This window comes from Acinetobacter sp. CE-15 (genome assembly GCF_051059255.1).
GTDB lineage: Bacteria > Pseudomonadota > Gammaproteobacteria > Pseudomonadales > Moraxellaceae > Acinetobacter > Acinetobacter guillouiae.
This window is the reverse complement of the sequence record NZ_CP192737.1, coordinates 2,921,255-2,936,015: the sequence shown is the minus strand read 5'-3', so window position 1 is coordinate 2,936,015 and position 14,761 is coordinate 2,921,255. Positions and strand designations below refer to the sequence as shown.

The following is a 14,761-nucleotide window of genomic DNA, read 5'->3' as shown; positions in this document are numbered from 1 at the left end:
ATTTTAAACATCGTTGTTAAGGCGTTTCACTCAAAGCATCTTGAATGTTGTGCACCATATGGATTAAACGGGGTCCAATTTCACCTTCAAGTTTTTCAGGGTTTAAATGAAAACTTGGTGCACCGCAGTTAAACACATAAAGACCATGTTTGGAGCTGACTAAAGGTACAGCAACAGAGTTTACTTCTTTATGCCATTCACCTAAAGAAAGGCAATATCCGTAATCTTGATAATCTCGGAAAGCTCGTTCTAAAGAACGTTTAATTGCAGGCCAGTTTTCAGCATTTTTTTGTTTAAGCGCATCCAGTAAAAAATTACGCTCACGTTCAGGTGTAGCCGCCAAGCAAGCTCGACCCATGGAACTGCTGTGAATGGGTAGGGTTGAGCCGATGGGACGGCGCATATTTAAAGCAGTTTCGATCTGAACCACATCGATATAGACCATGTTTAAACGGTCACGGGTTGCCATCGCAACCGGTGCTTGTACATATTGGCTCATTTCTTCCATATAGCGATGTGCAATATTACGGATAGAAATATTGGACAAGGCTGCATAGCCTAAAGATAAAACACCGATATCCAAGGTATATTTGGTGGAATTAGGTAGTTGTTTTAAATAGCCTAATGACACTAAGGTATTGGTTATCCGCGCAATGGTTGGTTTCGGTAAACCCGTCATTTTTGCCAGTTCTTGGTTACCCAAGACTTGATTGTTGGCAGAAAAACAACGTAATAGCTCTAAACCACGTGCTAAAGAAGCGATAAATTGGGGGTTATTTTCCCGATGAATATGTGAAATAGGATCAAGACGTATCTCATCAAAATTTATAGGTTGTTCAGTTTCTGAATTCTGAGACATTCAATACTCAAATATAATAAAGCAACAGTTTGGCTATTATATTTCGCTCTGCAAAATAAATCCATTCATCACTGCGCTGTTGTGATGAATGGATACTCGGTTAGTGATTAAACAGTCAATGTTATGACACGTTTTCAATCACCATGGCTAAGCCTTGTCCTACGCCAATACATAAGCTAACGACAGCATATTTCTTATTGCGGCGGATCAGCTCACGCGACACTGTCAGTGCAAGACGTGCACCAGAAGCCCCAAGTGGGTGGCCAATGGCAATTGCACCACCATTTGGGTTGACACGCGGATCATTAAAATCAACATCTAAACCTTTTAAGCAAGATAATACTTGTGAAGCAAAAGCTTCATTGATTTCAATGATATCCATATCATCTAAAGTTAGCCCTGCACGTGCAACGGCTTTTTTGATTGCTTCGATTGGGCCAGCACCCATAATACGAGGTTCAATACCTGCTGCCGCTGCTGACAAGATTTTTGCCATTGGCTTTAAGCCATATTTTTGTCCCGCTGCTTCGGAACCAATGAGTAATGCAGCAGCACCATCGTTAATACCCGATGCATTTCCAGCAGTGACGACACCACCTTCAAATAATGGTTTTAATTTGGTTAAGGCTTCAACCGTTGAGCTTGGGCGAGGGTGCTCATCTTCAGAAACCAGTTTTGGCGGTAACTTTTTGCCTTGAAAGACTTCAATTGGGGTAATTTCACCAGTAAAAAAGCCGTCTTGTTTGGCTGTTTGATACTTGGCTTGTGATTGGGCAGCAAATAAATCTGCTTGTTCACGGGTAATGCCAAACTCAACTGCGACATTGTCACCAGTTTCAGGCATTGAGTGACCACCGTATTGCGCTATCAGCTTTTTGTTTGGAAAGCGTGAGCCAATTGTGGTGTCGTAAATTTTGGCCTCACGACTATAGGCAGTTTCAGCTTTACCCATCACAAATGGAGCACGTGACATGCTTTCTACACCACCCGCAATATACAAGTCGCCTTCGCCACAGGTGATGGCGCGTGCAGAGTCAATCACAGCACCCAAACCACTTGCACATAAACGGTTTACAGTTTGGCCGGGAACAGTCACAGGTAAGCCCGCGATTAATAGGGCATTTCTGGCAACGTTACGGCTATCTTCACCACCTTGGTTGGTATCGCCTAAAATAACATCTTCAATCGCTGCGCCCGGAACCCCAGTTTTTTCAAGGAGCTTTTGTAAAACTGCCGCAGCTAAATCATCTGGACGTACTGAAGCAAGCTCACCTGCATGACGACCAATCGGGCTACGTAAACCATCATAAATATAGGCATTTAACATTGAGAAGTTCCTTTTCAAAATCCAGAATTAAAAGTAAGCGGTAAATTTAATGCGACACGACGTTGTAACCATGGGCTAGGGCGATAGCGTGGGTCATAGGTCAGTGTTGAGATACGATTGAGAATGAGTAAGATTTTTTGGCTACCGATATGATCGCCCCATTCAATAGGGCCAAAGGGATAGCCTAAACCTAAACGGACTGCGGCATTGATATCATCGACACTGGCAATATTTTGTTGTGCAATATCACAGCCTAAATTAATCACCATGGCTAAAACACGTTGTGCCACGAAGCCAATACTTTCAGCAATCATGCTGACCATAGCACCATCTAAATTAAACATAGAGTGGGCTGCTTGACGATACTCAGTGCTTGTCGCCAATGACGGCATTAACGTTCTATGTTTGCTTATGCCGTATAGCATATCTATGGCAACAGCTTGTTGTGGATTGGCTTTTAAACGTGTCGCTGCTTGGGTGGTATCTTCACCGTAGCAAGCGAGTAAACATAAACTCTCAGGTAATGGTTCTAAACCTGTATCTAAGACAATATTTTGCTGGATTAAATAATCTTCCAGTTGTTGTTTATCTTCAGCAAAATCAGCTGCAATCCAAACTGTTGGATAGTCTGTTAAACGCTCAACAAACTGTGCAGGTTTTTCACCTGTTTTTGTGCCTGTTTCATAGTGGTAAAAGCCTTGATTAACTTTACGCCCAAGTTGTTTGGCTTCAAGCATTTTTTTGGTCAATGGATTGGGCTTGTAACGGGCTTCTTCATAGTATTGATGATAAATCGACTCCATTACAGGATGTGATACATCCAGTCCTGTTAAATCCATGAGTTCGAATGGTCCCATTCTAAAACCAACACCATCTCTTAAAATGCGGTCAATTTCACTGATGTCACAGACGTTTTCATTTAAGATTTTTAACGCTTCGGTGCCATAGGCGCGCCCCGCATGATTAATAATAAATCCTGGGGTATCTTTGGCAACAACAGGTCGATGACCAAATGCACGTGATAGCTCATTTAATGCAGCTACAATGCGTGGATCCGTTTTTAATCCTTGGATCACTTCCACAACTTTCATCAGTGGTACCGGATTAAAAAAATGGAAACCGACTACACGTTGTGGTTTTTTACAGTTTGCTGCAATGGCTGTGATTGAAAGCGATGAAGTATTTGAGGCTAAAATAGTGGTGTCTGAAACGATCTCTTCGAGTTGTTGCATCAACGCTTGTTTGATATCTAAACGCTCAATAATCGCTTCCACAATCAAGTCGCAGGCTTTTAAATCTTCAAGTTGCGCTGCAACGATCAAATGTTTGTTGGCATTTTCCGCCTGTTCAGCGCTGATTTTATTTTTATCGACCAGCTTTTGAAATGTTGCTGCCAGCTTTTCTTTGGCCTGTAGCGCAGCACCTTCTTTGGTGTCATATAAATAAGTGGTATGACCTGATTGTGCGGCAATTTGAGCAATACCACTGCCCATAATGCCAACACCAATTACAGCCATGCTTTGAATATCATAAGTCATGTCGATCATCCTGATAACTGATCCAGATTAAACGAAAAATTAGAGACGGAAAAAATAGAAACGAAAGAAATCAGTACAGTCTGGTGGGTTAACTCAGACATTGTTTATCACCATCAATCGGTAAAATTTGTCCAGAAATAGAGCAACCGCTTTCCGAGGCTAAAAATATGCACAAATCGGCAATATGCTTTGGATTGACAAAATATTTGAGCGATTGATTTTTAAGTGCATTTTGCGTAACGGCATCCAAGGACGTTTGAGCGACATCTGCACGCGCTTGTAACACCCGTTGAACTCGTTCCCCATCCACTGCACCTGGAAGTATGGCATTGACTCGAATATTGTCTGCACCAAGTTCCATCGACAATGTTTTGGTAAAACCAATTAATCCCCATTTAGAGGTCGCGTAAGCCAAACGATATGGATAACCCAAACGTCCAGCGATCGATGACATATTGATAATGACACCTGCTTCCGACTGTTTTAAAAAGGGGATGGCGAGTTGGGTGATAGCAAAGGTACTATTTAAATTAAGGTTTAATACCGCACTCCAATCGGAAAAACTCAGTTCTTCTGCTGCAATGGTTGGGCCAGAAATCCCTGTATTATTGACCAGAACATCAATATGCCTCAGTTTGCTGATGGCATCACTAAACATAGATTTGATTTCATCATGGTTAGATAAATCACATGCATAAATATGTAGTGCAGGGTAGGTCTTTTGGAATTGCGCTAAGCTTTCTGCATTGATATCACAAACGAAAACTTCATCGTGATGCGCTAAGAATGCTTCTGCAATACATCGTCCAATCCCTGAACCGCCTGCACTAATCAATACTTTTCTAGCCATTTCTATTCCATTGTTGTTATCAATTAAACTTATTTGCCTTGATATGAAGGTTTACGTTTTTCGATAAACGCTTGAATGCCTTCATTTTTATCTTCGGTCGAAAACAACAATTGAAATGATTTACGCTCCAATGCCAAACCTGCATTTAATGGAACATCTTCGCTCATTAAAGCAACTTCTTTGATTTGTTGCAGGGCAATGGGTGGCATTTTTGCCAGATTTTGCGCCATTTGAATAGCGGTTGAGATGGTCTGGTCATCTTCAGTAACTTGGGAAACCAGTCCAATGCTATATGCTTCTTCTGCTTTGACCATTACACCCGTCATGATCATACGCATCGCGTGGAATTTACCCACTGCACGGAAGAGACGTTGGGTTCCACCAGCGCCAGGCATTAAACCGACTTTAATTTCAGGTTGACCAAAAGTTGCGCCTTTACCTGCAATAATAATGTCGCTATGCATGGCAAGTTCACAACCGCCACCCAGTGCATAACCATTTACAGCAGCAATCACGGGTTTAGGACATTGCGCAATTGCATTCCAATAACGTTCTGTATGACGTAGCAACATTTCTGTGGAGGTCGCGCTTGCCATTTCTTTTAAGTCTGCCCCTGCGGCAAAAACTTCTTCACCACCTGTAAGCACAATGGCATGGATCTGGTCATTAAAACTTAACTCAGTAAACACTTGAGCCAGTTGCTGACGTACCTGTGTATTTAAGGCATTTTTAGCCTCTGGACGATTAATCTTCACGATCGCTACTTTCTGAACAGAATAGTCAACTTCAATGAAACTGTTCCCTGTTATTTCACTCATTTTTTGATTCCTTGTTTCGCAGATCAAAACTATGTTTCTTTAATAATGCGTGTTTTGAAATTTATTTCAAGTATTTTTTATGCCTCTTGATACTTTATCGTCAGCATATTTTTCTAAGTGATTGATATTTAATATTGGTATATCGTAAAATTTCGCTTAATGAAATTAATTTTCAAAAAAGCTTGAAATTTGTGTTTTTAATCTCGTACTATGAAACACATTCGCAATAAACAAGATTTAAAACAGGGTATCCATTACCCAGCTGGAATAGCTGATGGGTGCAATGAAGCTACAAAAGAAGGGAGATCATAGATGATCCGTGATGAAGGAATGTTGCAACAGTTGCTCACAACAATTCGTGACTTTGTAAAAAATGAATTGATTCCACGTGAACATGAGGTTGCCGAGCAGGACAAAATTCCTGAGGATATCGTGCAACAAATGCGTGAATTAGGTTTGTTTGGGTTAACCATTCCAGAAGAATATGGTGGATTGGGAATTACCATGGAAGAGGAGGTGAATGTTGCATTTGAACTTGGACAAACTTCACCAGCATTCCGTTCACTGATTGGTACCAACAATGGTATTGGTTCAAGTGCGATTTTGATTGATGGCACACAAGAACAAAAACAAAAATATCTTCCTCGTTATGCCAGCGGTGAAATTATTGGTTCATTTTGCTTAACCGAACCTGAGGCAGGTTCAGATGCTGCCTCTTTAAAAACCAATGCGGTCAAGGATGGTGATTTTTACGTTTTAAACGGCACTAAACGCTTTATTACCAATGCACCACATGCTGCTACTTTTACCGTGATGGCACGGACCAATCCTGATATTAAAGGTGCAAGTGGTATTTCTGCATTTTTAGTTGAAGCCAATACGCCTGGGATTAGTTTGGGAAAAATCGATCAAAAGATGGGACAAAAGGGTTCTCATACTTGTGATGTGATTTTTGAAAACTGCCGCGTTCCAGCATCAGCACTGATTGGTGGGATTGAAGGTATTGGTTTTAAAACAGCCATGAAGGTTTTAGATAAAGGTCGTTTACATATTGGTGCATATAGCGTCGGTGTGGCTGAACGGATGTTAAATGACGCACTTCACTATGCCATTGAGCGCAAACAATTTGGTCAGCCGATTGCTAATTTTCAATTGATCCAAGCCATGCTTGCAGACTCAAAAGCTGAGATTTACGCGGCCAAATGTATGGTGCTCGATGCTGCGCGTCGCCGTGATAATGGTGAAAACATTAGTACAGAAGCATCTTGTTCAAAAATGTTTGCCACTGAAATGTGTGGTCGGGTCGCAGATCGCTGCGTACAAATTCACGGTGGTGCTGGTTATATCAGTGAATATGCCATTGAACGTTTTTATCGTGATGTGCGTTTGTTCCGTTTATATGAAGGAACCACGCAAGTTCAACAATTGATTATCGCAAAAAACATGATTAGGGACGCTACAGCCTAATAACAATTAGATGCCATGAGGCAGGGGATGCCTCATATTCCTTCTGAGGATATGGACATGACAACGGAAACAGTTACACAAAATAATAGCGGTAATAATGGTGCTGGAGAGGTGATTCAGACGCCCAAAAAGATTTGGATTACGGCCTTTATCTTTGCATTTTTTACTTTGCTTTGTGATGGCGCAGATTTAGGCTTTTTAGCGTTAAGTTTGACCAGTTTAAAGGCTGAGTTTCATTTGAGCGGTGTACAAGCAGGAACATTGGGCAGTTTGACACTGTTAGGTTCCGCTGTGGGGGGATTAGTCGGTGGATGGGCTTGTGATCGCTTTGGCCGAGTACGCGTGATTGTATTCTTTATTGCTTTTTCTTCTGTTCTGACCTGTGCATTGGGTTTTACCCATTCATATATGCAATTTGCGATTTTAAGAACAGTCGGTGCAATGGGCTTAGGCGCACTTTATATTGCCTGTAATATTTTAATGTCTGAAATGGTACCGACCAAACATCGTTCTACAGTGTTGGCAACACTGATGACGGGCTATACCTTGGGGTCTTTACTTGCGACTTTATTGGCAGGTCATATTATTCCTGAACATGGCTGGCGTTTCCTATATTGGCTTGCAATTACCCCGATTATTTTATCAGTACTGATGCATTTTATCGTACCTGAGCCTGAGTCATGGAAAAAAGCGCGCCAATTAAAAGTCATTGCAACGCCACAAAATGCACAGCCTGTTAAACGTCAGAATCCGTATTGGGAAATTTTGAAAGATAAGAAACATGGCACCATGTTTGTGCTGTGGATTTTGAGTACTGGTGCTTTGCAATTTGGTTATTACGGGGTGAGTAACTGGCTGCCGGCTTATTTGGAATCTGATCTAGGAATCAAGTTTAAAGAAATGGCGATGTATATGGTCGGCACTTTCTTAATCATGATGTTTGCCAAAATTATTGCTGGGATTATTGCGGATAAATTGGGTCGCCGCGCTGTATTTGCATTCGGCACAATTGGCACAGCTCTATTTATTCCCGTGATTGTTTACCTTAACACGCCTGCCAATATTTTATGGCTCATGCTGTTCTTTGGTTTTCTATACGGCATACCGTATGCAATCAATGCCACATATATGACTGAAAGTTTTCCAACCTCAATTCGAGGCTCGGCGGTTGGCGGTGCATATAACATCGGTAAAGTACTTTCAATTTTCTCACCATTAACCATCGGTTATTTATCACAACATGGTTCGATTGGTTTAGGACTGTTGGTGATGGCTGGAGCGTACTTTATATGCGGTGTAATTCCACTGTTATTTATTAAAGACCGACTATTTAACCCGCAAAAGGCAGAGTGACAATTTGACCTGTCACGTCAATTTAAGGATGAAAAGGGGCAAGCGAAATGATAAATAAAATCACCAGTGACATTGAACCGATTTTAAAGGCAATTCCTGATGGTGCAACCATCATGACCAGTGGTTTTGGTGTGACAGGTCAGCCTGCGGAACTGATTGAAGCCTTAATCGATTTAGGTAAAAAAGAGCTGACCATTGTCAATAACAATGCTGCCTCTGGTGATCGTGGTTTGACCAAGCTGATCATTGCAGGTTGTGTCAGAAAAATGATCAGTTCATTTCCAAAGTCAGCGGGTTCGACCGTATTTCAAGACTTATATCGTGCAGGAAAGATTGAATTAGAACTGGTTCCACAGGGCAACTTAGCCTGTCGTATTCAAGCGGCAGGTGCAGGTCTAGGTGCAATATTTACACCGACAGGCTATGGCACAAAAGTCGCAGAAGGCAAAGAAACCAGAACCATTAATGGTCGAAACTATGTACTTGAGTATCCGCTTGAAGCTGACTTTGCTTTGATTTATGCCGATCAAGCCGATCGTTGGGGGAATTTGACCTATCGTAAGGCAGCACGGAACTTTGGCCCGATTATGGCAAAAGCGGCAAAAACAACCATTGTTCAAGTGAATCATACGGTAGATCTAGGAAGCCTTGATCCTGAGTGCATTATCACACCTGGGATTTTTGTACAGCATGTTGTCAAAGTAGGAGATATCTAATGTCAGTTCAAAAACGTTCTCGTGAAGATATCGCTCAGTTGATTGCTCAGGATATTCCCGAAGGAGCTTATGTCAATTTAGGTATTGGTTTACCCACCAACGTTGCGAAGTATTTACCTCAAGACAAAGAAATCTTTCTACACTCAGAAAATGGGGTTTTGGCCTTTGGCCCGCCACCCAAAGCAGGTGAAGAAGATGAGGACTTGGTCAATGCTGGAAAGGAGTTAGTGACTTTACTGGATGGTGGTTGCTTTATGCATCACGGAGATTCATTTGACATTATGCGTGGTGGGCATCTGGATATCTGCGTGATTGGTGCTTTTCAGGTCGCAGTGAATGGCGATTTAGCCAATTGGCATACTGGCAAAGCTGATGATGTCCCCGCTGTAGGTGGTGCAATGGATTTAGCGGTGGGAGCCAAGTCAATTTATGTCTATATGGAGCATGTCACCAAAAAGGGTGAAGCTAAAATTGTCGATGTATTGAGTTATCCCATTACAGGGGAGCAGTGTGTAGATCGTATTTATACCGATTTATGCATTATTGAATTAAAAGATCACAAAGCCTTTGTCACTGAAATGGTTTCGGGACTGAGTTTTGATGAATTACAGGCAGTAACGGGCTGCCCGTTGATAGATGCACGAGACGCTTAGTTTATAAGCGTAGGAAAAAAAAGCTTCTTTAAGGATTAAAAGATGAAAAAATTAATTTTAGCTACAGCTTGCGCTGTGGCTTCAGGGACTATTTTTGCAAATTCGCCAGTGACAGCAGAACAACGGATTAATCTGTTAGAGACAGAGCTGCAAAAACTCAAAGCAGAACTCGAAGCTCAAAAGCTGTCACAAAATAATTTGCAGGTCAAACAAGCAAAAATTGAAGAAAATGTAGAAAAAAATAAAGCACTTGAAACCGCGAAACCAATAGCACCTTCGTGGGTGACTTGGACAGACAATGTTAAAGTCTATGGAATTGCTCGACTTGATGCTGCAGTTGATTTTAAGTCCTCACCAGATTCGGGAGGAAGAACCACCAATAGCTTAAACCGGACTCCGTTTGAAAGTGACAAGCGTTCCGATCATGCCCGCTCAGATGCCATGATCAATGCCAGTCGAATCGGGGTGTATTTCAACAGTCCAGATAAGGCTGTAACTGGAAATATTGAAGCCGATTTCTTTGACAGTGCCAACATGGGTACAGGCGATGGTAAATTCCGTATTCGTCATGCTTTCTTTACTTATAAAGATTGGACTTTCGGTCAAACATGGTCTTTGATGTCCAATATGGAAACACGTACAGAGTCCGTCGATTATACTCAGTTTATGGGAACCTCTTATACCCGTACACCTCAAGTGCGCTATGACTGGAAGATAAATGGCAAGAGTGATTTAAAAGTCGCATTGGAATACACTGGATCTCGGGTTTCAGCATTCCCGACATTGACAGGTCGATATACGGTAAAAGAAGGTGCCTTAACGGCTTTGGCTCAAGGTTTTGTCAATGAAAAATCAGTAGATGTTGCGAAAGATACGGTTAAAAAAGTCAGTTGGGGCGCGGGTGCAGGTTTAAAATACCAACTAAGCCCAGCGCAATCTGTACAGGCGAATTATCAATATATTGTGGGTGATCAAAAATTCATGCCATATACCACACAAACTGGCCTGATAAATGCAACCAGTTTAAATGCGGCAGGTGATTTTTCGTTAAATGCGCAAAAAACAGATTTAGAGATGAATAAACTCAATAGCTTAAATATTGGTTATTCATATAAATTTAATCCGCAATGGCGTGCAAATTTATCTGCATCGATTTTTGATTTTGATGATGATTCAGCCTATGCAAAACTCAATCCTGACGCAAATAAGCGTTTAACGGATTATGCTGCCAATCTGTTTTATTCACCTGCTGAGCAAATTGATATTGGTATGGAATATCATCAAGGTAAGCGTGAAGTGTTTGATGGAAGAACAGCAGATGTTTCCCGCATTAACTTTGTGTCGATGTACAAATTCTAAAATAAGGTGAGCTGCGCAATGGAAAAAATAGTTCAACCTGACACAACGCATATCTTGTCAAAAAGCTTTATTTTCATCATGGCAATGGCATGTGGGATTTGTGCGGGTTCGAACTATTATAACCAGCCTTTGATTTATTCTATTGCAGAAGCCTTACAGGTCAATGCAGAACAAGTCGCTTTAACAATTGTGATTGGTCAACTCTCTTATGCAGTTGGTTTGTTTATCTTGGTGCCGCTCGGTGATTTTTTTGAAAAGCGTAGCTATATTTGTCTGTTGATGTGCTGCACAGGTTTTGCCCAGATCGGACTTTCTTTAAGCCAAAGTTTGCCCGTATTGTATGGTTTTACCTTTTTAGCCACCTTCTTTTCGATTACGACACAAGTCTTGGTACCGTTTGCTGCTGGTTTGGCGAGCCCTCAAAAAAGCCCGCAAATTGTCGGAACACTGATGAGTGGCTTGTTTTTAGGCATTCTCTTGGCCAGATCAATCGCAGGCTTACTTTCGACCGTTTGGTCATGGCATGCGGTGTATTTACTCAGTGGTATGGTGATTTTAGCTTTTGCAGTAGTGATGTGGCTTAAATTACCCGTTGCTCGAAAATCTCATCAATTAACAGTGCTGCAAATTTATCGTTCATTGTTTACATTGGCCGTTGATCAGCCACATTTAATTCGCCGTGGTCTGGCAGGTGGGATCGGCTTCGGTATATTGGCGCTGATCTTTACCACCATGACTTTTATTCTTGCCAATGCGCCTTATCATTTTAATGATTTCCAAATTGGTTTATTTGGCATAGTTGGTTTGGCGGGTGTGTTTGCAACCCCTTGGGCGGGAAAACAAATTGCCAAAGGATTGGAAAATAAAGTTGCACTGATTTGTATGTGGTTATTGGTACTGGCATGGATTCCACTGTTTTTTGCCCAGCAGTCTTTGCTGGCTTATGCAGGAGGTGTGATTTTGGCTTATTTTGGTTTATCGGCCTTTCATGTACTTAACCAAAATCTGGTCTACCGAATTTCAGCACAAGCACGTTCTCGAATTAATTCTATTTATATGACACTGTATTTTGGTGGTGCTGCGCTGGGTTCTTTGGTTGCGGTCTACACGTGGAAACATTGGGGATGGAGTGTCTGTGTGGTTGTGGGTTTAGCCATGGCAATTCTAAGTTTTATAATTGACCGAATAGATTTTTATGCCATGAAGAAAACAGTGATAAAAGACTAAGCCACAAAAGGGCTTAGTCTTTTTATTATTTTCGTATGATCATCAGTGTTGCCGTCGCAAACGCATAAATTTTGCCATTTTCATCCACAATTTTACCTTCTGTGGTAATGATATTACGTCCAGCATTAATCAGTTCAGCTTGTGCGTAGTAGGCGGTATCGATCTGCATTGGGCGAATCATTTTCACATTGAGATCAATCGTGCCATAACCCACGCCATGTTCCAGCAAGGTATGTGCTGCACTTCCCGTTGCAGTATCTAAAGCAGTCGCACAAAAACCGCCATGGATTGTTCCTTGTATATTTCGATGCGCTTGACTTGGCGTAACCTTATACGTCGCTTTGCCTTTAGAAACTTCGATTAACTGCATAGGAATGGTTTGCGCCATGGGCGACGCTGAAATTTCACCATTTTTTAAAGCAGTTAAGAATTCAAGACCTGTGTATTGAGGGTTATCCATAAATCATCCTTGGAGTGTTAAGCGATCTAATTACCATACTATAAAATTTAATTTTACGAAATAATATTTTGCTATACAAAATTATTTTTTAATCAAATATTATGCTTGAATTTTGATTTATTTAAATATTATTGTTCAAATACAGCTTGTTGTGTCGGTTTGTCATATTTTTGGCGGTATTTTTGAATAAGTTTAACTAATAAAAATGAAAATAAATTTTGCAATAAGAAATTTATTTGATATTTTTAAGCAATCGTAAAATAAAATTGTCATCTAAGGGAAATCATCTCTATCTGCATCATCGGCAGAAGAACTGAAAGGGAAACACTATGCCTTTATACAAAGCACCACTGCGTGATATGCAATTTGTATTGCATGAAATGCTGCAAACAGAAGAAAACTACCAAAAACTACCCAAATATCAGGAAACGGTCAGTCGTGAATTGATCAATCAATATTTAGATGCCGCAGCAGACTTTTGTGAAAATGAGCTTGCACCCATCAATCAAAATGGTGATCAGGAAGGTTGTCATTTAAATCAGGGTGTTGTTACAACCCCAGCGGGATTTAAACAGGCTTATCATAAATATACTGAATTGGGTTTTACCTCACTGACGGCGGATCCTGAGTATGGCGGTCAAGGTCTACCTACTTTATTGCGTATTGCAATCTCAGAAATGCTGTGTGGTTCTAACTGGGCTTGGGCAATGTATCCAGGTTTATCGCATGGCGCAATGCGCACCATTGAACATCATGGTACAGCAGTACAGAAACAACAATTTTTAAGCAAACTGATTAGTGGCGTGTGGACAGGGACAATGTGTCTAACTGAATCACATGCAGGTTCAGATTTAGGTTTGATCCGAACTAAGGCCGAACCAAACTCAGATGGAAGTTATGCAATTACCGGCGAGAAAATCTTCATTTCTGCTGGGGAACATGACCTTTCAGAAAATATTATTCATATTGTTTTAGCCCGACTACCACAAGCACCAGCGGGGACCAAAGGGATTTCACTGTTTATCGTGCCTAAATTTAACCTCGATGATGCAGGTGATTGCCAAGATCGCAATAAGGTTATCTGTAGTGCGATTGAACACAAGATGGGGATTCATGGCAATGCAACCTGTGTTTTAAATTTTGATGGGGCCAAGGGCTATTTAATTGGACCTGAAAACCGTGGGCTAAATTGTATGTTTACCTTTATGAACACAGCACGTATTGGAACAGCTGTACAAGGGTTGGCGGCTTCGGAGATTTCATTTCAAGGTGCGCTGAGTTATGCCAAAGAACGTTTGGCGATGCGCGCTTTATCAGGTGCAAAATACCCAGATAAAAATGCTGATCCGATTATTGTGCATCCAGCTGTGCGTTCGATGTTAATGACGCAAAAAGCCTTTTCTGAAGGTGGTCGAGCACTGGCATATTTTCTGGCTCAGCATGTTGATATTGTTGAAACATCCAATGATCCTGAACAACAGAAAATCTCAGATGAATTGTTGGCATTTTTAACCCCGATTGCCAAAGCTTTTTTAACTGAATCAGGCAATGAAGCAGCAAAACACGGCGTACAAATTTTTGGTGGGCATGGATTTATTGTTGAACATGGCATGGAGCAAATTGTTCGTGATGCCCGTATCTCAACCTTGTATGAGGGAACCACAGAGATTCAGTCTTTAGATTTGCTGGCACGTAAGGTGCTCAAGTCGGATGGCAAACTATTAAAAAATATGACTGATTTAATAGAGCAGTTTATTGCAGCCAACCAATCAAATGCTGTATTGGCAACTTATCTGGAAAAACTGGCGGAACTCAAGCAACAGTGGTTATCAATCACAGACAGTGTTGCCCAAAAAGCACAGCAAAACCCAGAAGAAATTGGCGCTGTTTCAGTTGATTATCTGTATTTCTCTAGCTATGTCGTGTTTGCTTATCTTTGGGCACGTATGGCACAAGTAGCAGATGAAAAGTTAAGTCAAGCAACACAGGACGAAAAATTTTATCAGGCTAAATTAACCACAGCTAAATTTTTCTTTCAAAAATTATTACACCGGACCCAAAGTCATGCGGCTGCTATTGCATCAGGTGCTGAAGCGGTAATGGAATTAGAACAAGATGACTTTGCTTTTTAAGC

The 14,761-nt window shown here is 41.2% G+C and carries 13 protein-coding genes; 7 read left to right on the top strand and 6 right to left on the bottom strand.

Annotated features, from left to right (window positions below; genetic code table 11):
- Positions 1-16 precede the first annotated feature (16 nt).
- The 5 genes from ACQ7EO_RS13590 to ACQ7EO_RS13570 all read right to left on the bottom strand — a co-directional run bounded on the left by ACQ7EO_RS13590 (position 17) and on the right by ACQ7EO_RS13570 (position 5,392).
- Complete coding sequence (locus ACQ7EO_RS13590; protein WP_004721464.1) at positions 17-859, bottom strand: IclR family transcriptional regulator; 843 nt, start codon at positions 857-859, stop codon at positions 17-19.
- Between the two features lie 121 nt (positions 860-980).
- Positions 981-2,186 carry a 3-oxoadipyl-CoA thiolase gene (locus ACQ7EO_RS13585; protein WP_056512953.1) on the bottom strand — a complete coding sequence of 402 codons (1,206 nt, stop codon included), beginning with the start codon at positions 2,184-2,186 and terminating at the stop codon, positions 981-983.
- A 14-nt stretch (positions 2,187-2,200) separates the two neighbouring features.
- Entirely contained in the window at positions 2,201-3,724 is a 1,524-nt protein-coding gene (locus ACQ7EO_RS13580; RefSeq protein ID WP_434277651.1) for a 3-hydroxyacyl-CoA dehydrogenase, read from the bottom strand.
- An 88-nt stretch (positions 3,725-3,812) separates the two neighbouring features.
- Positions 3,813-4,574, bottom strand: a complete 762-nt coding sequence (locus ACQ7EO_RS13575; protein WP_434277649.1) for an SDR family oxidoreductase — start codon at positions 4,572-4,574, stop codon at positions 3,813-3,815.
- A gap of 29 nt (positions 4,575-4,603) precedes the next feature.
- A complete protein-coding gene (locus ACQ7EO_RS13570; protein WP_034614875.1) occupies positions 4,604-5,392 on the bottom strand; it encodes an enoyl-CoA hydratase in 789 nt (262 codons plus the stop codon).
- Between the two features lie 312 nt (positions 5,393-5,704).
- On the opposite strand from ACQ7EO_RS13570, the gene ACQ7EO_RS13565 reads away from it, so the two are divergent.
- From ACQ7EO_RS13565 to ACQ7EO_RS13540, 6 genes are read left to right on the top strand one after another with little or no spacing between them, the layout of a single operon-like run.
- Positions 5,705-6,859 (top strand): acyl-CoA dehydrogenase family protein, encoded by a 1,155-nt coding sequence (locus ACQ7EO_RS13565; protein WP_166782698.1) that lies wholly within the window; start codon positions 5,705-5,707, stop codon positions 6,857-6,859.
- Positions 6,860-6,916: 57 nt separating this feature from the next.
- The gene (locus ACQ7EO_RS13560; protein ID WP_016539715.1) at positions 6,917-8,212 is read left to right on the top strand and encodes an MFS transporter; all 1,296 of its coding nucleotides are present in this window, start codon (positions 6,917-6,919) and stop codon (positions 8,210-8,212) included.
- Between the two features lie 47 nt (positions 8,213-8,259).
- Complete coding sequence (locus ACQ7EO_RS13555) at positions 8,260-8,928, top strand: 3-oxoacid CoA-transferase subunit A (RefSeq protein ID WP_004721455.1); 669 nt, start codon at positions 8,260-8,262, stop codon at positions 8,926-8,928.
- On the top strand, positions 8,928-9,581 hold the full coding sequence (locus ACQ7EO_RS13550; protein ID WP_434277647.1) for a 3-oxoacid CoA-transferase subunit B: 654 nt from the start codon (positions 8,928-8,930) through the stop codon (positions 9,579-9,581). The genes ACQ7EO_RS13555 and ACQ7EO_RS13550 overlap by 1 nt, the downstream gene beginning before the upstream one ends.
- A 42-nt stretch (positions 9,582-9,623) precedes the next feature.
- Positions 9,624-10,940, top strand: coding sequence for an outer membrane trimeric porin-like protein DcaP (gene dcaP, locus ACQ7EO_RS13545; protein WP_004820537.1), 1,317 nt, complete (start codon positions 9,624-9,626; stop codon positions 10,938-10,940).
- A gap of 18 nt (positions 10,941-10,958) precedes the next feature.
- On the top strand, positions 10,959-12,167 hold the full coding sequence (locus tag ACQ7EO_RS13540; protein ID WP_434277646.1) for an MFS transporter: 1,209 nt from the start codon (positions 10,959-10,961) through the stop codon (positions 12,165-12,167).
- A 25-nt stretch (positions 12,168-12,192) separates the two neighbouring features.
- Here the strand turns inward: ACQ7EO_RS13540 and ACQ7EO_RS13535 are convergent, their stop codons facing one another.
- Positions 12,193-12,627, bottom strand: coding sequence for a PaaI family thioesterase (locus ACQ7EO_RS13535; RefSeq protein ID WP_004820541.1), 435 nt, complete (start codon positions 12,625-12,627; stop codon positions 12,193-12,195).
- A gap of 329 nt (positions 12,628-12,956) precedes the next feature.
- On the opposite strand from ACQ7EO_RS13535, the gene ACQ7EO_RS13530 reads away from it, so the two are divergent.
- Positions 12,957-14,759, top strand: a complete 1,803-nt coding sequence (locus tag ACQ7EO_RS13530) for an acyl-CoA dehydrogenase C-terminal domain-containing protein (protein WP_434277644.1) — start codon at positions 12,957-12,959, stop codon at positions 14,757-14,759.
- The last annotated feature ends 2 nt before the right edge of the window (positions 14,760-14,761 follow it).